We start from the raw sequence: 21,597 nt of genomic DNA, 5'->3' as shown, positions 1-21,597 counted from the left end.
ATGGGAGCAAGCATGGAACAGGAAAAGAATCTTCAAACGGAGCAGGCCACGGCGCTGCCAGAGAAACGCTCGCTGCCCATCTACGCGCTCTTTCTCGCCAACACGATCTCACTTATCGGCGATAGATTGATGTTTATCGCTATACCCTGGCTGGTCCTACAGACCACGGGCAGCGCGTCCAAAGCGGGTATTACGGCCTTCTTTGAAACACTCGCGGTCGTGCTCTCATCGTTCTTCGGTAGCCAGCTTCTTGATAAACTTGGCTTCAAGCGCGTCAGCATCCTGGGGGACGTGGCTAGCGGCATCGCGGTCATGCTCATTCCCCTGTGTTATGAGACCATCGGCCTCAGCTTCTGGCAGTTGCAGATCCTGGTCTTCCTGGCAGGCTTGCTTATGACGCCGGGCAGTTCGGCCCGCTATGCCCTCCTGCCAGACCTGATCAAGCTCTCGCGTATGCCTGCCGAGCGTGCAAACTCGCTCTATGATGGGGTCAGCCGTGTCTCTGGCTTCTTTGGCGCACCCCTGGCTGGAGTATTGATCCTCGTGATTGGTACCAGCAACCTGCTCTGGGTGGATGGCGCGACCTTCTTCTTCTCGGCCCTCCTGCTTGCCTGGAGCATTCCCGCGAGCAAGGCAAAGCCGCGTGAGCAGGGACAAGAGCAGGGCAACTATCTGCAAAATCTGAAAGAGGGGCTGACATTTCTACGCGGCACACCGGTCATGTTTGCCATCGCCATCACCATCATGATTACCAACATGCTTGACCAGGGAATGTCCGGCGTACTGCTGCCAAGCTATGGGCAGAAGATACTGGAAAGCCCGGTTGCGCTTGGCTGGCTGAGCGCGGCCTGGGGAGGCGCGGCCTTCGCGGGAACCCTCCTCTTCGCCGCCATTGGTCATCGCCTCCCCAGGCGGCTCACCTTCGGCCTCTGCTTCTGCTTTTCCACAATTCTGCGTTTCTTCGCCCTGGCCCTGGGTCTGCCCCTGCCTATACTCATTGTCTCTTATGCCATAGGCGGTGTGGCAATCGGTCCCATCAATCCCATCTTGAGCACCATGGAGCAGGAGTTAGTCCCGGCAGAACTGCGGGCGCGCGTCTTCGGCGCCCTCACTGCCATGGCCTTCCTGGGCATGCCTCTCGGCGGCCTGATCGCGGGCTTCCTCGTCGACTGGCTCGGCATCACACCAGGAATCCTCATCTTCGGCGGCATCTACCTGCTCTCAACCATCTCTCTCCTCTTCAATCCCAGCCTCAAGGGGATGGACCAACCTAAACGGGCTACTATCACCGATGGGATACAATAATATAACTTGATGAATACATAAGAAAAAGGGAATAGAACAATTGCAATCACTTACTCAATTAGCTGCATATAATAACGCCGTCTGGTGCGATACTATCTGCCGGTCTCATAATATCCTGGGGGAGTTTCATGATGATTTCTGGGTTTGCCAACGACAAACGCCAATCTATTACCCCAATCTCGTGACGCTGACACCAAAAGCCAACATTAACCTTGAGCATAACACTCTTGCTGAGTTTCTTACTACCAAAAGGGAATACGGTGTTTCTGTAAAGGATAGTTTCGCGATCCTGGATCTCGCCCCCTTTGGGTTTGAGCAACTCTTTCAAGCGCAATGGATTCTTAGAGAAATATCTGGAGAAACCGCCTCGACGAGAGACACTGATCTCCAATGGCGGCAAATCACATCAGAGAAGGATCTGCTACGCTGGGAAGAGGCATGGTCCCAAACATCTTTGTCTCAAAATCAACTCTTCCTCCCTACACTCTTGCATGATGCAGACATCTGCTTTATCGCAGCTTACAAAGCCAAGCAGATCGTAGCAGGAGCGATTGCTAATAGAACTACCGGAGTAGTAGGCATCTCCAACGTCTTTACCCCCGAGCAAGAGCCGGAAAAATACTGGGAAGGATTGGTCAGCATGATAGCTACCTGCTATCCTGATCTTCCTATTGTTGGATATGAGCAGGATGAGAGCCTGGAGACTGCATTACGCGCTGGCTTTACGCCCCTTGGTCCATTAAGCGTATGGCTAAAATAGCCAGGAGATATATCGATAAACTTAAAAACGTGACATACTAATAGGGGAACCGGTGCGGTCGTCTGGCTGCTCCTGGTGGTAAAAGTAAGTGTGTGTTTTTGCTAGAAAGCGATGTATGTATGTCAGATACGCAAGTGACGAGCTTTGCTGAAGATCGCTATGAGCGGATGCAATATCGCCGTAGCGGCCGTAGCGGGCTGCGCCTTCCGGCGATTTCGCTGGGGGCCTGGGAGACCTTTGGCGGCTATCGCGGCGAGGAGGTGGCGCGCGCCTGTCTCTATCGCGCCTTCGATCTGGGCATCACCCATTTTGACCTGGCCAATAACTATGGGCGTCCAGCGGGCAACGCGGAGAAAGTGGTGGGGAAGATCTTACGCGATATGCCACGCGATGAGCTGATCATCTCGAGCAAGGCGGGCTATTATATGTGGCCCGGCCCCTATGGCGATGGCCTCTCGAAGAAATATCTTGTGGCGAGCCTGGATCAGTCGCTGAAGCGCCTGGGTCTGGAGTATGTGGATATCTTCTATGCGCACCGTCCCGATCCTGAGACGCCGCTGGAAGAGACGATGGCGGCCCTCGATCTGATTGTGAAGCAAGGCAAGGCGCTCTACATTGGCGTGAGCAACTTCACAGGTGCGCAGTTTGAGGAGGCGGTGGCGATCACCAAACAGATGGGTTTGGCGCCTATTACAATCCATCAGCCATACTATAACCTGCTGGGACGCGGGCCAGAGCATAATCTCTTTGATCATACGCTGCGCGCGGGGAGTGGTGTCATTACGTTCAGCCCCCTGGCGCAGGGTCTGCTGAGCACCAAGTACCTGGGCGATAATATCCCCAGCGATTCACGCGCGGCTGAATGGTGGGACAAACAGCACGCCGAAAGGATGCTCACGCCTGAGAAACTGGAGCAGATTCGCGGCCTGAATAAGATCGCCCAGGAGCGCGGCCAGAGTCTCGCGCAAATGGCGCTGGCCTGGAATCTGCGTCATAAGGCCGTGACCAGCGTCCTGATCGGGGCCTCGAAGGTTGAGCAGATCGAAGAAAACGTCGCCGCGCTGAAGAACCTCGAATTCAGCGAGGACGAACTCAAGGCCATCGATAAGATCTCGCCCGTGCAAGTGTAGGCGAAGCCTACGTGGTGCACCCACCCTGTGGGTCCATGCCAGCATGGACCCACAGGGTGAGGCAAGGCTAACTCGCCAGCGAGATGAAGGCGATATCGACGGAGGAGTTATACTGGAAGTCCCAGTAGGAGCAGATGCCCCAGCCTCCTCCGTCAGCGTACCAGTTGTAGTTACTGGTATGCACGCTCTTATTGCTGGTTATTGACTCGACGATGCCGACATGGCCCAGGCTGCCCGCACCCTGCACATAAGGTTGAAGGGCAATAATGGCGCCCACCGTTGGCGTACGCGAAACCACCCAGTTGTTGCTCCTGGCCTGGTCAGGCCATTTCCACGCATCGCCCAGCCAGGGCACCCAGACGCCATGCACCTGGTGAAAGCGGTAGGCTGCCCAGTAGGTACATTGTCCCGCGGGAAAATTGTTACTCTTGCCAGCCACTGGCTTCTTCACAGGTGGTGGCTTAGGGGCAGGCGTGGGCGCTGGAGCTGGGACGGGAGTTGGGGGTGGTTTAGGAACAGGAGTGGGGGTTGGTGTTGGAGATGGGGCCGGGGTGGGTTGAGAGGGTGGAACCGGCGTTGAGCCTTGAGGCAGGGGGTGGTCAATATGCATAAAGTAGACATCACCACCACCAGGGGGACGATCATATGTGTGCTGAGGGTCGTAGGCTAGAATGGCGCGCTCAAATTTCTGGTATGAGCGAGGCTTGCCAGGCTCGGGCGTATAGACGTTGCTCAGCGGTAATCCAATGTGCGTCAGGCCATTCATGCCAGTAGTGCCAAAGAGGCGGTAAAAGTTCAGGATATTCCCGGCAATGGTATAGCCTGTCTGCTTACAACGCCAGGTATTGCTATCAACCGCGCTAAAAAAATTCGCGACCAGAGGATTATCTAGACCAAGCATTCTATTCTCCTCCACCATCACATATCCACGTCCAGGATCAGTAGAAGTGTCTATACCCTACATTAGTGTCGCTATATTGTGCTGAGATGTTCAAGATAAGTATACTCTATAAATCGTGTATTTGTATAGCGGGGCGACGCTGCTAAAGCACGCGTCGGGCATTGCTCTTCAGCCTTTTTCAGGTTAAGATACGCTTTAGCAAACACACAAGCATAACCCTGGAGAGAACTAGTAACTATGCTGATTCAAGATACTGTCTTAATTAATGATTGGCATCCTATTGCCCGTTCTGCTGATATTGTCGAGGGAAAACCGGTCGCGGCACGTTTACTGGGCGAGGACCTGGTATTATGGCGTAGCGCGGATGGGGAGATCCATGCCTGGCGCGATCTCTGCATTCACCGTGGCGCGAAACTCTCGCTGGGCAAGGCAACTAAAACGACGCTGGCCTGCCCATATCACGGCTGGGTCTATGATAGCGAGGGGCGCTGCATTCGCTTCCCCGCCCATCCTGAGCAGTGTCCGCCCGCCAAGGCCCAGGCGAAGGTCTACCAGGCCCGTGAGCGGTACAACACCATCTGGGTCTCGCTGGGAGAGCCAGAGTGCGATATTCCCGTCTTTCCCGAATGGGACGACCAGAGGTTTAAGGCCGTCGTCTGTGGCCCTTACAAAGTGCAGGCCGGAGGGCCACGCCTGATCGAGAACTTTCTAGATGTGGCACACTTCCCCTTCGTTCACCAGGGAAGCCTAGGCGACCTGGAGCATACCGCTCTCTCTGATTATCAAGTCGATGTGACGCCGGATGAGATTGTCGCCAACGACATCTGTGTCTGGCAGCCTAATCCCATTGGCATGGGCCAGGGCGCGTATATGCATTATATTTATAAAGTTCTACGTCCTCTCACGGCTTACCTGGCAAAGCAGGACGAGGATAATTCAGGGCTGGCCCTGCTCTTTACCATCACGCCTGTCGATATCGATCACTCCCTGGTCTGGACCTATGAGGCGACAACGACCAAGGATGAGTCGGACGAGGAGATCATCAAGTTCCAGGAGGGCATCCTCTTCGAGGATATTCCAGTCGTCGAATCACAGCGGCCCGAACTGCTGCCCCTGGACCTACAAGCCGAGCTACACCTGCGCTCAGACAGGCTCTCTATCGCCTACCGGCGCTGGCTGCGCGAGAAAGGCGTCACCTTCGGTACAGCTTGATAAAGCGAAAAAGGGAGAGGTGCGTTAGCGCACACTCTCCCTCGCATGTTCCCGGCAAGAGGGCATGAAAGAACAAGCGATATGTCTGTCTCCCTGATAACCCTGTAGGCCCACCTTATTTATAGGCGTCTGTATTGGCACAGGGGGAATCGCTGGTCTTGTAGACCTTGGCCCAATCGCCCGGAGGTACAAGGCTCTGCGCGTTATCCACAACTCCCTGCACGCAGGGCTTGAGGACATAGCTCGTAGCACGCTGGTCAATGGGAATCCAGGCGACATCATCCACAAGTTGCTGCTCAATCTGATTGTACTGAGCGAGGCGCTCAGTATTGTTCTGATTGACGTCAGCCTTCAGCATCAAGTCCTGCATCTGCTTCTGCATCGAGACCGTCTTGGAATTCCCCATTCCATAATTGGTCGAGTTGTTAGTTGAGCCATTGCCAAAGAGCAGGGTCGTCCAATCTTCAGGATCGGGATAGTCCGCGCCCCAGGCCGCAAACCACATCTGCAATTTGCCATTGCCCACGGTATTTGAGACATCATCCAGGCGTTTGTTAAAGTCCTCGTCGTTGATGGTCACTGTGACACCCAGAGCATCCTTCCACTGTTGCTGTGCAAACTGGAAGAGGTTCTTGGCAGTCTGTGAGCCACCAGAGGCGACCGTCACTGTCACAGCCGGGAAGTTTGAAAGAGTGTAACCCTCCTCCTGCATACCTTGCTGGAAAAGCTGCTTGGCCAGGTTTTTATCACCCTTCGTGCTAGTCACGCCACCAGGAGCCTTGAGATTGGGATTATACCCTGGCATACCTTGAGGCACTATGTGGTTGGTCGCCAGTCGCGCACCCTTGTTGATACGATCCTGAATGGCGTTTTTATCAATGGAGAGAGCAAAAGCCTGGCGGATCTTGATATTGTTAAAGGGCTTAGCCAGGTAGTTCATCGCAAAGTAGTCGATGGTCAACTGAGGCACCTGGCGATACTGTTTATTGGGTAGAGAGCGTGCCTCATCCAGGTTAGCAGTTGGCACACCAGCCTGATCGACCTGGTTGGTCTTGTAGGCCTTGTAGGCCGTCTGTGGGTCTTTGTAGAAGGCGTATACCAGTTTCTGCAACTGAGGCTTACCACCCCAATAGTTGCTGTTAGGCACAAAGCTAACCTGCTTACCAGAGATATGCTGGTCTAGTTTGAACGGACCCGAGCAGCCACCCTCGTTCAGGTGCTTAAGAAAATCTGTATCGCCATACTTCTGCACAAAACTTTTCTCCACGACATACGATGTCGGATAGGTCAGGGCTTGCAGGAAGTACTGCGCGCTCTGGCTGGTCACGATCTTGACCGTTGTAGGATCAGGCGCGAAGAGGCTATCATTGATCAACGTGGGAACCTTGCCTGCAAAGCGCTTGTCTGAATCCTTGATCAGGCTCAGATAGGCTGGGGCCACCGTCGACTTCAGCTCCGGCTTGAGCGCACGGTCAATGCTGAAGATCACGTCGTCTGCGGTGATGGGATTGCCATCGCTGAACTTGAGGCCATCGCGCAGCTTAAAGGTCCAGGTCAGACCATCGCTGGAGGTGCTCCAGTTCTGGGCCAGCTCGCCATACACTTTCAGATTATCATCGAGCTGTACCAGGCCTACAAACATCAGATTGAGGGCGTTAATCGAAGGGGCATCAGTCGAGAGGGCTGGATCGAGTGTCGCGACATCCGATATACCGCTCACCGGGATGACGTACACCTGCTTGTCGTTAGAGAGCTTGGCTCCAGACCCATTACCATTTCCCCCTGAACTACCACCACAGGCGGTAACAAGCAGGGCCAGCAAGGTAAGAAGTACTGGCCAGATAAGTATAGAGCGTTTTCTATCCGAAGGCATAACATCAACTCTCCTTTGAGGCTATAACGTACACTAAATCGCAAAAAAGACAATACGACCATAGGACAGGTTGTCGATATGAACTGACTACCTGATGCCGCGCGAGGAGTTACGTATACTGCCCTATCAATTGTTGTGAAGCCAATAACGAGGAGAAAGAAAGGTCGATCCTTCGCTCTCGACCGGCATCTGTCTGCGCCCTTCAGGGTATTTCGCAGCGCCAAGCCACTATAGTACGGCTTCTCTTCACCCAAAATGTATACATACGTTGCTTAACTATCCTACACTAATTATACGTCGTTAACTTCGGAGATCTCACATAGAAAGAAATATCAAGGAATAAAAAGAAACAAAATGCTTGATAGAAGAAGGACATATAACCGGCTCCCCAGACCTGGGGAGCCAGTTGAGTGATGCTATTCTGCGACGTAAACGCGCGATTCCCAGGGGAGAATTGGCTCGCGCCCGGCACGCTTGGTAGGCACAACACGATCCTGAGTGACTTCGCGCCAGCGCATGCCTTTGGGCAGTTGAGGCCAGTTGTTGATGACGTATTCCGAGCGCTTATCCTTAGGGTTCGGAGTCCCGTAATCACTGAAGTTGGCTACGATGACCACTTTATTGCGGCTATCTGGCTCGCCACGCACCCAGGCCATAATCCGCTTGCCATCCGCGAAATCGCTATGGATAAACTCCGTCTCGTTGACCCATAACGATTCGCAATTGGTGCGCAGGCGCACGAGCCGGGCCACGTGATCTACAATGCGCGCACGCCAGGGATCATAGCGCCGCTCAAAGTTTACAGCATCACGCTGCTTCTCTGGTCCCTCCGCAGGCGTGTCATGCTGGTCGGCAAACTCCTCGCCAGCCAGAATCATCGGGACGCCAACGGAGGTAATCAGGCAGGTAAAGGCCAGCTTGATACGCTGCTCCTTCTCGTCGACCCCGCAGCTATTCAGGTAGTCGAAGAGTCGCTCATTTCCATAGCCCTCGACATCATGCGAAGTGACATAGTTGATGGCCTGCGAGCCATCGCCAAAACCCAGCAGGCGGCAATCCACCATCTTCTTGACGGTCTCCTCGAAGCTCTCCTCGTCGGGATGCTGCTGACCAATAATGGCCGCGCGTATATAGCGCTTAAAGTACTCATTCCACAGGCTATCCACGCGATGCTGATGCACCAGGTCGAGGGGCATATCCAGCTCTTCACCAGTGACCAGGAAACGCGCGCCCGCGATCTCAGGCTCGTTGCCCTGCTCCACCCAACGCGCCTGGTAGATGCGATGCCCCAGGTCTTTAAAGCTCTCGACAAAATCCCAGCTCGCGATATTCACGATGCTATCGATGCGCACGCCATCAATACGATAGTAACGCATCCAGTGGTCGAGATAGGCCAGCATAAAGGAGCGCGCCGGAATAAATTTGCCTTGCTCCCCGGTGAATGGGTCATAGCCCTCGACCTCGTGGTTATACTTGAACAGGTCGCTACCAAAGCCATCGCGCTTGATATCCCCCACATACTCTTCGGGATCGCCAGAATTCGCCTTGACAAAGAAATCGGCGTAGTTGATTGAGCGGTAGGGATTGCGGGCCGCAAAGGCCATGACGACATCCGCGAAGAAACGCACGCCATTTTGATGGCACGCACGAATCAAGCGCGCCAGCTCGGTCGTTGGTGCAGGCCGCCTGCCCTTCCCATAACTGCCCAGGTTATAGTCGGCAGTAAAGTAATTGGTGGTGGCATAGCCCCATCCACCATCGACATAGCTATCAGCGGGCGGCAACAACTCCAATGCCGTAATACCCAGGTCACGGAGATGCGCTCGCCCCTCCTGCAAGACAGTCAAGCCAAAGAAGCTGAAAGGTATGGCCCCAGGATCGACCAGCGCCAAGACATCACGAAAGTTGCCACCCGCGACCTGCACGCCGCCCTCTTTGCGCATTCTAGCCCAGGCTGTGGGCAGCTCATAGATAACCAGTTGCGTGTTGACCGGCAGGGTCTCCAGAGGGGGATCATTGCGCCAATCGGGACTCTGGCCCTCGGGATCGCACGGCACCAGCTCACCATCACGATACTTCACCACGCTCGCCGGATAGCGGTCTTCGTCGCCAAACGCGTCATCTTCTGGCTTTGGCGAGAACAAGCGCCAATCGACATTGAGGGCGAAGGGATCGGTACAGAGGATACGCGGGTGACTCTCCTTGTAGGCATTGCTATCGGTGACCTCAAACCAGTAGTGATAGATCTTACCGTTTTCGAGCTGGCAGTCCTTAGCCGCAATATCCCATAGTCCCTCACCTTTTGCCGAAGGAGATAGGGTAAAAGCCTGCTCCTGGCCTAATGTTGGCGGTTCCCCAGGCACAAACTCACCGATAAGAAGCCTGGGAGCGGGATCGGTAACGGCGGGGCGCCAGAGCGCGAAGTGGGTTCTCTTATGTATCAGGAAGTCGGCCTCCGGCTGTGTCTCTGCCGGAGCTTTGATTACTTGCATCTATTACTACCTTTCACACGAGGCGGGTCTGCTCATTTTATAGGGGAGTGGCGAGAAAACCACGAGGTCTTCAGCCTCGTGGATGAATCGCCGGACCGCCCCCTGTTCTTTTGAACAAAAGACGATCCATTGACTCAAAAAGCTCTGCCCAAAGGCAGGTGGTGCTTATCCCTTCGCTGTGACCACGAAGGGAATCCGGCTTCATCTCGACAAGGTTCAAAAGGCTTTTTACACCGAGAGCACCGGCCCTTACCTCAAGCCTACTTAACTCTCAGCGACAGAGCAGCGGTCTGATGCGTCAACCGCAGGTGTCATGACCTAGCGAACGGAGCTCCCATTTCTGGGGCACAGTCTGGTGAACTCAAACTTCCGAAGAAGTTACTGAACCAAGTCTTCAGTGACTTCCGAAGAAGCCACTGCGTCTTCAGCTCAGTGGTAGTTCACGTAAGGGAATGGCATCAAAAGAATACCCTCACATATATAACTCGTATCACAGGCATAAATAGTCTCAACAAGACGACTTGAGTCTCTGCGTCAGACCAAAGGCCTTGCCTCTACCATTAAACAGACATACAATACAGGCACAGCAAAAGCGAAAAGGATCAATCTACATCATGAAATTTGCGCTTAATACTCCCAACTTTGGCGTCTATAGCGACCCCCGCTTGCTCGCGGAACTCGCCCGGGAAGCAGAGGCTGCAGGTTGGGATGGCTTTTTTATCTGGGACCACATTCATCCGGGCCGCAACCTCGTAGAGCCAACAGCTGATCCCTGGATCGCGCTGGCCGCCATGGTCATGACAACAAGCAAAATTACACTGGGCTCACTGGTAACTCCCTTGCCACGCCGCCGTCCCTGGAAGCTTGCTCGCGAGATCGTCACCCTTGACCACCTCTCGCAGGGACGCGTTATCCTGGGGCTGGGCATCGGCTCCGACCGCCGCCAGGAGTATAGTGGCTTTCAAGAGTCCGCAGACAGCAAGCGCCACGGCGAGATGCTCGATGAGGGTTTGGAGGTGCTTTTAGGGCTCTGGAGCGGCGAGCAATTCAGCTACGCGGGCAAACACTACCAGGTCAACGAAGAAATTTTCCTGCCCAGACCAGTTCAGCAGCCACGCATCCCCATCTGGCTAGCAGGAACGTGGCCACATAAGAAGCCCTTTCAACGCGCAGCACGCTGGGATGGCATCAATCCTATCTGTTGGGATAAAGCCTTGACCGCCGAGGATTATCGCGAGATTCGCGCATATATCCAGCAATATCGCACCAATGACACACCTTTTGACGTCATCGCGAGCACACTTGAAACAGGCACAGACCCCGAAAAGGACCGCGCAATCGCCAGGGCCTATATGGATGCTGGCGTTACCTGGATGCAAGAGCGCATTGAGTGGCATACCAGCGTACCGCAAGCACTCGCACGTATCAGGCAAGGACCCATCCGCATCTAGCCAGCCAATGAGATAAGTTTTTGTGCAATAAGGTGAGCACTTGAGCAAGCAGGAAGGAGTCGAACTGCCCTGAATGAGAGTAGCCCTTGGCCCATAGAAGCCAAGGGCTACTCATCTTAGATTGGCAAACAGGCTCTCTTTTCCTGTCTGTGTCATGGTTCTCTTCAACTTTGCTCATGTCATTTGCCTAAGAGAACATGATCCATGATGAAACCTCGCCACGATCCTGGTAACAACGATGTGCAGTATTCTTTGCAAAAAAGCTGACTGAATGGCAAACTTCACCTGGAGCATGTGGACAGTGCACACGGTATGGCATACAGATGCGGGTGGTCAGTCCGCTGTGAGCGGAGTCTCGCATGTAGGTCTTGACATCCTGTATGTTCTTCGGTTATTATGAGATAAATCAAGCAAAGGAGGGCTATTCCCATGAAAACTCTATCTCTGCTCCTCAACCTTCTGGAAGGGACCCTGGCTTGAGTTCTGGGCTCCCATCATGTGTGATGGTAGAGAGCGTCGCTCTCTGGTGAACAAATCAGCCGGACGCCTCTAAAGCGGAGGGAGTCTTTGTGCTCCTGCCTCCCCTTCCTTTCCGATTCCTCGTTGATTTCCCACTGACTTTGTGGAAAGGAATGACTATGCCCATTTTTGTGTCCGGTCTTGAGCTGAGCCGCCGGTTTTTTCATGAGGCGGTTCGTCCGTTGGTAACTTCCGTGTTTCCCGACCTGCGCTATGCCGCCGCCCTGCTTGGTCAAGGCAGCGAGGTGCTTGGTTTTGACAATGAGCTGTCTGTTGACCACGATTGGGGGCCACGTTTGTTCATTCTCCTGCAAGAGGAAGATATCGGGCAAAGGGACGAGATTGGCGACCTGTTGAGCCACAGCCTCCCTGAAACATTTGCGGCGTATCCTGTCTCGTTCCCAGCCCCTGTCGAGCCAAGGATGCGCGTTATGACTAGACCGCTTGCCGGACCGATCAAGCATCGCGTGATCGCGATTACCGTGCGCGACTTTGTACGCGTTCAGCTTGGCTACGATCTGACCCAACCATTGGAGGCAGCCGACTGGCTCACCTTCCGGTCGCATCTGCTGGGCGAGTTGGTTGCCGGGGAAGTCTACCAGGACGAGGTTGGCGAACTCACGGCGGTCCGCGCGCGCTTTGCCTGGTATCCTCATGATGTGTGGCTGTACCTGCTGGCCTGTGGCTGGCAGCGAATCGGGCAGGAAGAGCATCTGATGCCGCGCGCTGGCAGTGGGGGAGACGAGCTTGGCTCGGCGCTTATCGGCTCGCGCCTGGTGCGTGATATCATGAACCTGTGCTTTCTGCTGGAGAGGCAGTATGCTCCCTACCCCAAGTGGTTTGGCACAGCCTTTGGGCGATTACGCAGCGCACCGGAACTCGCGCCCCTCCTCTGGCGCGCCGAGATCGCGAGCACCTGGAGTGAACGCAGCGAAGCGCTCGCCCAGGCGTATGAGGTACTGGCCCGTCTACAGAACAAGCTAGGAGTGTGTCGAGCACTGCCATCGACCGTGTCTCGCTTCTATGACCGTCCCTTTCCCGTCATTCACGGAGGACGGTTCGCTCAAGCTCTTGTGGCGCAGATTGCCGACCCGGCAGTCCGACAGCTTGCGGCAGGGCGACTGACCGGGAACATCGATCAGTGGAGCGATAACACCGATATAGGAGGAGTGGCGCGAGAAAAGCTTCGCCAACTCTATGGGTAACTGAGATTCGCTCGCGGTGAGGCGAAACTTCCCCTTTCGTCTCACCTGCAATTTCCCACCTTATCCAGATGCTTCCCACAATGGCGACTGCATCGCTACAATTCGCATGAGGGATTGGCATCAAGTTTTTTTTGCAAGGGATACTGCACGTCGTTGTTACCAAGGTCGTGGCGAGGTTTCCCTTGATCATGCTAGAGAGAGTGAAGGAGCCTCTGACGAAGCAAAGAGATGCTTGCTCGTCCATATCTCATCCTCTTGATCAACTTGAGTTTGTTCACATGGCCTTAACCAATCCGTTTAAACGAACTGTCAACTACACCTAATAACACGAATGGTGAGCATTGCTTTACCATTACCCATCCCTTCCATCCCCTCTGCGGTCACAGCTTTCCCCTGCTCTCGCAGAGCCGAGCCTGGGGAGAGGAACGCGTCTTCTTTGCTGATCCGCAGACCCAACAGATCCGCTCGCTGCCCCTGGCTTGGCGAAAACGCGGGCTTAGTTATGGGCTCCCATCCACTTTGGCAATCTCACCGGTTATAAATCCCCCATCATCCAAAACTAGCGCAGCGACAACTCCCGCGACTTGCTCTGGCTGCCCGAAGGTGAGGTCTGGTCGGATCAGGTGTTGAAAAAGGGGTTGATCCAACCTTTCCATGCGTTGTCCTTGGACTGCGGTGAGTCTGAAAATCGACTCACGCTATCCGAGGAAATATCCTTGACAACGGCTCTCCTGTCAACTATATTCTCTCCATAGATAAACCGTTTGTCGGTCTAAGAAAGAGAGATGTGATGACCCGAAGTGTCAAAGTCCACGAATACACCGAGAAGCGCAACGCCATTTTGGATGTGGCAGCGCGTTACATTACGACCAAAGGCTATGAGCAGATGACGACCCAGGACATCCTGGAGGCGCTCCAGATTTCCAGGGGCGCATTCTATCATTATTTTGAGTCTAAGCAAGCCTTACTGATGGCGCTGGTGGAACGCATTGGAGAGCAAGCCGAGCAACTCGTGCTTCCCATCGTGTCTTCTCGCGAAATGGCCGCCCAGGACAAACTGTTGCGCGTCTTTGCCGTGCTCAACCAGCACAAACAAGAAAACCTGGACCTGGTATTCGCGTTTATGCGCGTCTGGTATGCCGATGAGAACGCCCTCTTTCGCCAGAAACTCTACCTGGCCCGTGTCAAACGACTGGCTCCCTGGCTCTCGCAGATCATTCAGCAGGGAACAGAAGAAGGCGTGTTCACCACGCCTTATCCTGATCAGGCAGCGAGAATGATCCTCTCCCTGCTTGAAGATCTTGGATATACCACCGTTGAACTTCTCTTAGCGGAGGAGAGCGAGCATCCCGACATCTCTCGGCTGGTCCAGCTTGGCGAGGCGACGGCTGACGCACTAGAGCGAGTGCTGGGCATGAAGCCAGGGTGCCTGCGGCAGTCCTGGAGCGAAGATTTCTCACGCTGGCAGGCTCTCCTCGCATGATTCGAGAGCAAACCCTTTTCTCATTCACACCAAACGTTAAAGATGCAGAGGAGAATATGTATGAACTCATATGTACTTGGCTTTCAGGAAATCGATAAAACCAAGCTTGCGATGGTCGGGGGTAAAGGTGCCAACCTGGGGGAACTATCCAGAATTGATGGGGTAAGAGTACCGGAGGGCTTCTGCGTCACTACCGAAGCATATAAAAGCATCATCGGACAAACACCAGAGTTTCATGCTCTGCTGGAGCAACTCTCTCTTTTACAGGTGGAGGACAGGGAAAGGATTCGTGAAATCAGCGCAAAAATGCGCAGCGTCATCGAAGGAACAGCCATTGCAAAGGATATTGAAGAAGCAGTTACCAGCCATCTTATACAACTGGGAGAGAATAATGCCTATGCTGTGCGTTCCAGTGCTACAGCGGAGGATCTGCCGACGGCATCCTTTGCGGGCCAGCAGGATACGTATTTGAATATTCTAGGAAAGGAATCCATCCTGAAACACATCAGCAAGTGCTGGGCGTCCCTCTTTACGGACCGGGCGGTGATTTACCGCATGCAGAACGGTTTCGACCACAACAAGGTCCAGCTGTCTGTCGTCATCCAGAAAATGGTTTTCCCAGAGGCAGCAGGGATTCTGTTTACAGCTGATCCGATCACGTCGAACAGGAAGGTGGTATCCATCGATGCCAGCTTCGGCCTTGGTGAGGCGCTGGTTTCCGGACTGGTGGATTCTGATCTTTATAAAGTACAAGAGGGCAAGATAATCAGTAAGAAGATATCGACGAAAAAGCTGGCAATCTATGCGTTAACAGAAGGAGGCACAAAGGAACAGCCACTGGAGCCTGACCAGCAGAACAAACAAACTCTGACGGACGAGCAGATGTTACAGCTTGAGCAAACAGGCAGAAGGATCGAGGCGTATTTTGGCCGCCCCCAGGACATTGAATGGTGTCTTTCTGAAGGTCAATTGTATATCGTTCAGAGTCGTCCCATTACCACCTTATATCCGGTGCCGAAGGTGAACGATGGGAAAAATCATGTCTATATGTCGCTTGGTCACCAGCAGATGATGACAGATGTCCTCAAACCATTAGGCCTGTCCTTTGCCCCGATGTGGCTGAGCAAGCTTGGTGCGTCAACGGTCGAGGCTGGCGGCAGGTGGTATATGGACATCTCTCATGATCTTGCTTCGCCGGTGGCAGGAAAGATTTTTGTGAACAACGGTCTCGGTTCGGTAGACATGTTGATCCAGAAAGCGCTCTCCAACGTCCTGAAAAGGAAAGGGTATATCAAGTCATTGCCCCGTGGGAAGACAACACTGGGCTTGAGCGGCGGCACGACCGGGCAGATGGTTTCCGGGCTGTTACAGGCGATGAAAATCTATCGAAAAAATGACGCGGGTCTCATGCAAAAAATGATCGCGAAAAATGACGCGCTGACGCGGGATGTAGCGCAGAGGATCAACGGCAAATCAGGAGACGAGCTGTTCGATTTTATTTTGCAGGATTTGGATGAGGCCTTTAAGACAATTGTGTTAGACAACTATGGCGTGGGCATTGTTGGATTCTATCCGTCGAGTTGGCTAAGCAAAAACATGAAGAAATGGCTGGATGAAAAGAATATTACCGATGTCCTTTCTCAAGCGGTAGCTAATAATGTCACCACGGAAATGGGGCTTGAGCTTTTAGACGTGGCGGACGTTGTCCGGCCATATCCGGCTGTGCTGGAATATTTTCAACATGCCGACGATGAAACCTTTTTTGAGGAGTTGGAGAAGCTAGAAGGCGGCAAAGCCGTCGGCGATTCCATCCAGACATATCTCAGAAAATACGGTATGCGCGGCCCTGGAGAAATTGATATTACCAGGACACGATGGGCTGAGAAGCCGACGTTGCTGATTCCCATGATCATCACTAATGTCAAGAATTTCGAGCCGGGTTCCCACAAGACGATATTTGAGCAGAAACAGCTGGAAGCAGAGCAGAAGGAACAAGAGCTGATCAGCAGGGTAGAATGTCTGCCTGGTGGCAAACGCAAGGCGAAAAAGACAAAGAAGATGATCAGCGTTTTTCGCAATTTTGTCGGCTTCCGGGAATACCCCAAGTATGCCCTTATGCAGCGTTTTTATGTTTATAAGCAGGCTTTAAAGAAAGAGGCTGCCTTGCTGGTCCAGAAAAGAGTGATTCAAGAGCCGGAGGATATCTATTATCTCACCTTTGAGGAACTCCGGAAGGTTGCCAGCACATACCAACTGGATTACAGTATCATCACGAAGCGAAAAGGGGATTACGAGGTCTTTGAGAAATTGACGCCTCCCCGTGTGATGACATCTGATGGTGAGATCATCACCAGTGAGTACGACACTGGCGCATTCCCTAAGGGCGCTTTGATAGGAGCCCCTGTTTCATCAGGAACCATTGAAGGTCGGGCGCGGATCGTTTTAAAACTGGAGGAGGCCGACATTGAGGAGGGCGATATCCTGGTCACAGCCTTTACCGACCCCAGCTGGACAGCGCTGTTCGTATCGATTAAAGGCCTGGTGACGGAAGTAGGCGGGATGATGACCCATGGCTCCGTTATCGCCAGGGAGTACGGTATTCCCGCGGTCGTGAGCGTAGAAAATGCAACCAAGCTGATTAAAGACGGACAAAGGATCCGGGTGAACGGAACGAAAGGATATGTGGAAATCCTGGAATAGTATGCTAATACCCATCAGGTTATTATTAACTACATTTGCATGCAGGAGTATAATTTTGAGTGAAGCATACTCTCGCTACACATGTTCAGCAAATCTTATCTTCGAGAGAGTATCAGTGCGGGTGGAAAAGGTGGAGATAAAGTAGATGTGTCTTCTATTTTCAAGCTATAAAACTGCGTGCAAGCGCCTGATCAATGCCTCGGTGCGTGCTGGCTCGCTCCTGCTCTTCATGGGCCTGCTTTTGCTCCTCGTGAACGCGTGCAGTGGAGATACGATCTCGCATTTTTTCTACAATGATCAGCAAAATGTAGAGGTTTCGCAGGATATGTATACCGTCTCTGGGCGCCCCTTAATCTCCATCCAGAGCGATGCCGCCACTATACATATCCACAGTGGATCCGCTCAGCAAGTTATTATCAAGGGCACGAAGCATACCGCACACGGCGATACCATCGAAGCCAATTACTCACAGCAAGGCAATACCATTACGATTACCTCATACATCAACCGGGCTGAGACCAGGAAGGAGGCTTCCAACCTCACTTATAGCAGCGAGACAACCTTCCTGGAGCTTGACATCACCACGCCCGAAACGAGCGACACCAATATCCAGGATACCGCTGGCTCTGTCACGCTAGAGAATCTCTCGGGCCAGCAAATCGTCAAAAGCGAGGGCGGTTCTATTATTCTCAACCAGACCACCCTTACCCGTGCATCCTGGATAGAGACCATCGCGGGCACCGTCACCTTTGATGGAGATGTCGCTCCTCAAAGCAACATCACCATGAAGACCACCGCCGGCACGATTGAAGCTACTCTCTCCAAAGATGACCTCGTTGATGTCAGCGTCGATTCCATGCTGGGGCAGGTGCAAAACGATTTTGACTCCTCAAGCACATCGCCAACTCAATCGACTCTGCACATTGAGAACACAACCGGCTCCGTCCTCGTCCACCAGCGCACCAACTAAGCATACTATAGAAGGCGTTGAAGGGAGTGGAGAGCCTTGGCCCTCCACTCCCTTCAACGCCTTCTATGCTTTCTATAAAAGCCCCATCACAAACGTACTAAGCAATTGACAGCTGAACAATTGTAACATAAAATCGAATAGAAGATATATAGATGGTAATGGCTTTAACAACGGGATGAACATGCAAATTACGGAGAACACGCAGGACCTGGATCGAAATATCGATGGCTACCGCTTGCTCAAACTCCTGGGGCGCGGCGATGGCTCAGAAATTTATCTCGCGCAACGGGAAGGCCAGCAGCTTCCTGTCGCGGTAAAAATTCTCCCAGGGCAACGCGCAGGCGACGACCTGGCACGCTTCTATGTTCATGCCGCTCGCATTAAGCGTCTGCAACATTCACATATTGTATCCGTACGCGACTACGGCACACGGGACCACTTTACCTATGTCGTCATGGACTATATGCCCAATGGCAATCTGCGCGAGCGCCATGCCAGGGGTAGCCTCGTCCCTCCAGCCACGGTTATTCGCTATATCCAACAGCTCGCGCAAGCCCTAAGCTATCTCCACCAGCAGCAGCTTATCCATCGCGACCTCAAGCCGCAAAACATGCTGCTCAATGCTCGCAACGAAGTTGTGTTAAGCGACTTTGGCATCTCAGTAGTCTCGCACAGTCTCGACCCCATCGCGCCAATTCAGCATGATTTTGAGGGAACTGTGATCTATTGCGCACCCGAACAACTTCTAGGCAGGCCACGGCGCGCCAGCGACCAGTATGCTCTAGGCGTGGTCGTGTATGAGTGGCTCTGTGGCACGCGACCCTTTACTGGCGCCTTCGATGAGATGGTCGAGCAGCACCTGCACCGTATGCCCCCGCCATTGCGTAGCCAAAATCCCTCACTCTCGCCCCTGATTGAGCAGGTGGTCATGAAGTCCCTGGCCAAGAGTCCCGAGAAGCGCTTCCCCAGCATCAACGACTTCGCCCAGGCACTCATCTGGGCCATCGAACAAGATTTGCCGGAGGCGCTTCCCCCACCTCCCGAGACGCCACGCCCCGAGCTCCTGCGCCAATTCAAGCGACCTCGCCTCTTCTAAATCCCTGGAATAGCCTGTACTATACTGCTACCAGCGCAAAAATAGCAGGCTCAAGGCATGAAAAGATTTCCTTTAAATGAAGGTAAAAATGATGATGAACAGAGAGTATCTGACCTTTGCCCAAAAGCACCCTCAACTATTCGTGAATCCACCAGGCATAATCTTCACAATCCTACTGGACGAAGACAAAATACAGCAGGCGGAAGCAGAGATGACCAGGCGCCTGGCTGCACATAATTTGCCAACAGAGTGGGCAAAGGTGGGAATCGTCTATCAAGATCAATATTTGCTTTTGCTGCGTGATGCAGTGAGCTTCCCCGATGGCTCTCTAGGCACGTATATACGCTTTGTGAATCCTGATGGAGCGCCAGGTGTCATTATCCTTCCAGTCTGTCAGGGGCGTGTAGTGCTGCTACGTCATTTTCGTCATGCAACACGCACATGGCATTTAGAGGTCCCGCGAGGATTTGGCGAGCAGGGATCGTCAAGTGAAGCAAATGCCAGGCGAGAGCTAGCCGAGGAGATTGGAGCAACTGGCGCTGGAGTACGCCTCGTCTTTTTAGGGGAAGTCTATAGTGATACTGGAATGAGTGCGGCATCTAACAAACTCTATTATGCAGAGATCGAAACATACCACGAGGCAGAACTGCATGAAGCCATTGCCGAATTACATGTGGTACCAATAGCAGAATTTGAACGCCTCATCCGTGACAATGAAATTACAGATGGCCTGACGCTCTCAGCGTACGCGTATGCAAAAGCCAGAGGACTTTTCTAGCATAATTCAAGTATTACTCAGGCCAGTTGTTCTCCAGGTACGCTTTGATGAGGGCAGCGTGGGAGATGGGGCGGCGCAGGTCATCAATGTTGGCATTAATCTCGTAATCTAAAAGAATCACACTCGCCTGGGCGGAGAGCTGGCGCAAGGTGTCAAGTTCAGGCTGGAGTTTGTTCTCCAGGACCCAGCGATAGGTGGGCAGGTAGATGGCCGAGCGTGCCTCGCGATAGCCCAGCAGGCGCTTCCCATCCACGCCCTCGCGATGCCCAAGCACACTGCCCAGGCTGCGACCAGAACGCTTGATGCCCTTCATATTAGCAACACGAAACTTGCCAATGTCGACGCCAGCAAGCTCGAAAACCTTCAAGCCCTGCCAGACACCCTCGACGCTCTGACTGGTATATCCTGGTGAGAAAGGCACAGGGATATCGCCATGCGGATAGAAGGGACTGAAACGCACCCAGGGATCAGCCCCACGCGATGTAACATCGATAACCTGCGCCTCGCCATGACGACGCTTGATCGTCTCAGCCGTGAGACGATGACTCTCAACAAATACTGTCATATTGTTGTCTCTCCTCAAAAAATATATAGCCTGCTCTCAACAGCCTCGCATTTGCCCGCTTTTACACGGCTCTGATATAGTGTAGAAGTTCGCCAATAAACTGAAGTGTGATAGATAACAATTCCGCATGATTAAGGGGATTCCGGAAATGATCGTCTTTGAGACCGAGCGCCTGGCGGTGCGCTATCTGCGCGCGGATGATTTCGACGCCTTCTATTATAAAGACGCGGATGAACACGGCCTGCCAACCCTCTTTTACGCCCTTGATAAGCAATAGGCCGCTACTGGCGTACGCGGCTACTGTTTGCCTGGATGTGTAGGCCGTACGCCAGTAGTGCGTTACCTACGCACGCGATCTGCTTGTAGCGTGAAGCGGGCGTATTTGGTACCATCAGCCTGGACGACGAGGGTGCTGAAATCGCTCACACTGGATGGAGCCAGATGTATAGAGCGGAAGTCGGGAACGACGAGGGCGGCTCCGGCATCACGTAGAGCCTGGGCACGCTCGGCGTCTTCCTGGATACCCACGCAGGTCGCGCCGGCGGCATAGCCAGCGCGGATGCCGCTGACGGCGTCTTCAAAGACCAGGCAATCCTCGGCAGCTTTGCCAAGCAAGCTCGCTCCAAGAAGGTAGCATTCGGGGTCGGGCTTACCGTGAGTGATATCCTCTACGGTCACGATAGCGTTGAAGAGTTCGCTAATACCAATATGCTGGAAAGCGAGATTGACGCGCCAACGCCTGCCACTGGTAACGAGCGCGGTGAGAATCCCCTGGCGCTTAAAGTCGCGCAGGAGGTCGACGACACCCGGCATGGCCTGGTAATACATGTTGCGCTCGTAAACCATAATATCTTCATGGATCGCCTGCTGCGTCTCGGCGCTCATATGCGGGAAGAGTCTGCTCAGGGTATGCTCCGCCGGGCAACCATAAATATGATGCTTAAAATCTTCTTCGCTCAGTGTAATCTTTTCGCGCCGCGCCAGCATATACCAGAAGTCTCTAACCGATTGATTGGTATCCGCGACAACGCCATCCATATCAAAAAGTGCTGCATGATAGTTTTTCATAATTTTTTCTGTGTGATCCTTTAAAATTTTGGTCTGGCTACCTCTTCTATTATGTTCGCACGCTTTCTGGCTCAACGCAAATCGACAGG

At 53.3% G+C, this 21,597-nt stretch carries 18 protein-coding genes and 1 pseudogene; 13 read left to right on the top strand and 6 right to left on the bottom strand.

The features are described 5' to 3' along the window. The 3 genes from JMJ04_RS38940 (at position 1) to JMJ04_RS38930 (ending at position 3,195) form a co-directional block, all read left to right on the top strand. On the top strand, positions 1-1,305 hold the full coding sequence (locus JMJ04_RS38940; protein WP_201375740.1) for an MFS transporter: 1,305 nt from the start codon (positions 1-3) through the stop codon (positions 1,303-1,305). 40 nt (positions 1,306-1,345) lie between these two features. After that, positions 1,346-2,065, top strand: coding sequence for a hypothetical protein (locus tag JMJ04_RS38935; protein WP_201375739.1), 720 nt, complete (start codon positions 1,346-1,348; stop codon positions 2,063-2,065). 119 nt (positions 2,066-2,184) lie between these two features. After that, complete coding sequence (locus tag JMJ04_RS38930; protein ID WP_201375738.1) at positions 2,185-3,195, top strand: aldo/keto reductase; 1,011 nt, start codon at positions 2,185-2,187, stop codon at positions 3,193-3,195. A 67-nt stretch (positions 3,196-3,262) separates the two neighbouring features. Here the strand turns inward: JMJ04_RS38930 and JMJ04_RS38925 are convergent, their stop codons facing one another. Further along, positions 3,263-4,096 carry a CHAP domain-containing protein gene (locus JMJ04_RS38925; protein WP_236038889.1) on the bottom strand — a complete coding sequence of 278 codons (834 nt, stop codon included), beginning with the start codon at positions 4,094-4,096 and terminating at the stop codon, positions 3,263-3,265. 237 nt (positions 4,097-4,333) lie between these two features. Here JMJ04_RS38925 and JMJ04_RS38920 point away from each other — a divergent pair, with 237 nt between their 5' ends. Continuing rightward, positions 4,334-5,308: an aromatic ring-hydroxylating dioxygenase subunit alpha gene (locus tag JMJ04_RS38920; protein ID WP_201375736.1), complete on the top strand. Its 975-nt coding sequence runs from the start codon at positions 4,334-4,336 to the stop codon at positions 5,306-5,308. 115 nt (positions 5,309-5,423) lie between these two features. On the opposite strand, the gene JMJ04_RS38915 is transcribed toward JMJ04_RS38920, so the two are convergent. Next, positions 5,424-7,181 carry a peptide ABC transporter substrate-binding protein gene (locus JMJ04_RS38915; RefSeq protein WP_201375735.1) on the bottom strand — a complete coding sequence of 586 codons (1,758 nt, stop codon included), beginning with the start codon at positions 7,179-7,181 and terminating at the stop codon, positions 5,424-5,426. A gap of 416 nt (positions 7,182-7,597) precedes the next feature. Continuing rightward, positions 7,598-9,673, bottom strand: coding sequence for an alpha-amylase family glycosyl hydrolase (locus JMJ04_RS38910; RefSeq protein ID WP_201375734.1), 2,076 nt, complete (start codon positions 9,671-9,673; stop codon positions 7,598-7,600). Positions 9,674-10,287: 614 nt separating this feature from the next. On the opposite strand from JMJ04_RS38910, the gene JMJ04_RS38905 reads away from it, so the two are divergent. From JMJ04_RS38905 to JMJ04_RS49210, 3 genes and pseudogenes are all read left to right on the top strand, one after another. Beyond that, positions 10,288-11,124, top strand: coding sequence for an LLM class flavin-dependent oxidoreductase (locus tag JMJ04_RS38905; RefSeq protein WP_201375733.1), 837 nt, complete (start codon positions 10,288-10,290; stop codon positions 11,122-11,124). 638 nt (positions 11,125-11,762) lie between these two features. Further along, on the top strand, positions 11,763-12,848 hold the full coding sequence (locus tag JMJ04_RS38900) for a DUF4037 domain-containing protein (protein WP_201375732.1): 1,086 nt from the start codon (positions 11,763-11,765) through the stop codon (positions 12,846-12,848). 291 nt (positions 12,849-13,139) lie between these two features. Next, positions 13,140-13,319, top strand: a pseudogene (locus JMJ04_RS49210) (DUF5372 family protein); the annotation flags it as partial. 29 nt (positions 13,320-13,348) lie between these two features. On the opposite strand, the gene JMJ04_RS47460 reads toward JMJ04_RS49210, so the two are convergent. Further along, a complete protein-coding gene (locus JMJ04_RS47460; RefSeq protein ID WP_236038887.1) occupies positions 13,349-13,504 on the bottom strand; it encodes a hypothetical protein in 156 nt (51 codons plus the stop codon). Positions 13,505-13,638: 134 nt separating this feature from the next. On the opposite strand from JMJ04_RS47460, the gene JMJ04_RS38890 reads away from it, so the two are divergent. The 5 genes from JMJ04_RS38890 to JMJ04_RS38870 all read left to right on the top strand — a co-directional run bounded on the left by JMJ04_RS38890 (position 13,639) and on the right by JMJ04_RS38870 (position 19,875). Continuing rightward, positions 13,639-14,331: a TetR/AcrR family transcriptional regulator gene (locus tag JMJ04_RS38890; RefSeq protein WP_201375731.1), complete on the top strand. Its 693-nt coding sequence runs from the start codon at positions 13,639-13,641 to the stop codon at positions 14,329-14,331. A gap of 60 nt (positions 14,332-14,391) precedes the next feature. Beyond that, positions 14,392-17,031 carry a phosphoenolpyruvate synthase gene (ppsA, locus tag JMJ04_RS38885; protein WP_201375730.1) on the top strand — a complete coding sequence of 880 codons (2,640 nt, stop codon included), beginning with the start codon at positions 14,392-14,394 and terminating at the stop codon, positions 17,029-17,031. A gap of 145 nt (positions 17,032-17,176) precedes the next feature. Next, the gene (locus JMJ04_RS38880) at positions 17,177-18,001 is read left to right on the top strand and encodes a DUF4097 family beta strand repeat-containing protein (protein ID WP_201375729.1); all 825 of its coding nucleotides are present in this window, start codon (positions 17,177-17,179) and stop codon (positions 17,999-18,001) included. A 181-nt stretch (positions 18,002-18,182) separates the two neighbouring features. Beyond that, positions 18,183-19,097 (top strand): serine/threonine protein kinase, encoded by a 915-nt coding sequence (locus JMJ04_RS38875; protein ID WP_201375728.1) that lies wholly within the window; start codon positions 18,183-18,185, stop codon positions 19,095-19,097. A gap of 88 nt (positions 19,098-19,185) precedes the next feature. Continuing rightward, positions 19,186-19,875: an NUDIX hydrolase gene (locus JMJ04_RS38870; RefSeq protein WP_201375727.1), complete on the top strand. Its 690-nt coding sequence runs from the start codon at positions 19,186-19,188 to the stop codon at positions 19,873-19,875. A gap of 13 nt (positions 19,876-19,888) precedes the next feature. On the opposite strand, the gene JMJ04_RS38865 is transcribed toward JMJ04_RS38870, so the two are convergent. Beyond that, entirely contained in the window at positions 19,889-20,440 is a 552-nt protein-coding gene (locus JMJ04_RS38865) for a DUF6939 family protein (RefSeq protein ID WP_201375726.1), read from the bottom strand. A gap of 148 nt (positions 20,441-20,588) precedes the next feature. Here JMJ04_RS38865 and JMJ04_RS48270 point away from each other — a divergent pair, with 148 nt between their 5' ends. Further along, a complete protein-coding gene (locus JMJ04_RS48270; RefSeq protein ID WP_268887421.1) occupies positions 20,589-20,717 on the top strand; it encodes a hypothetical protein in 129 nt (42 codons plus the stop codon). Between the two features lie 62 nt (positions 20,718-20,779). Here the strand turns inward: JMJ04_RS48270 and JMJ04_RS38860 are convergent, their stop codons facing one another. Continuing rightward, positions 20,780-21,508 (bottom strand): HAD family hydrolase, encoded by a 729-nt coding sequence (locus tag JMJ04_RS38860; RefSeq protein WP_201375725.1) that lies wholly within the window; start codon positions 21,506-21,508, stop codon positions 20,780-20,782. Positions 21,509-21,597 lie beyond the last annotated feature (89 nt).

The organism is Ktedonobacter robiniae (assembly GCF_016587375.1).
In the GTDB taxonomy this organism is placed as follows: domain Bacteria; phylum Chloroflexota; class Ktedonobacteria; order Ktedonobacterales; family Ktedonobacteraceae; genus Ktedonobacter; species Ktedonobacter robiniae.
Note: the sequence above shows the minus strand (reverse complement) of the source record. Positions and strands in the feature narration are given on the sequence as shown.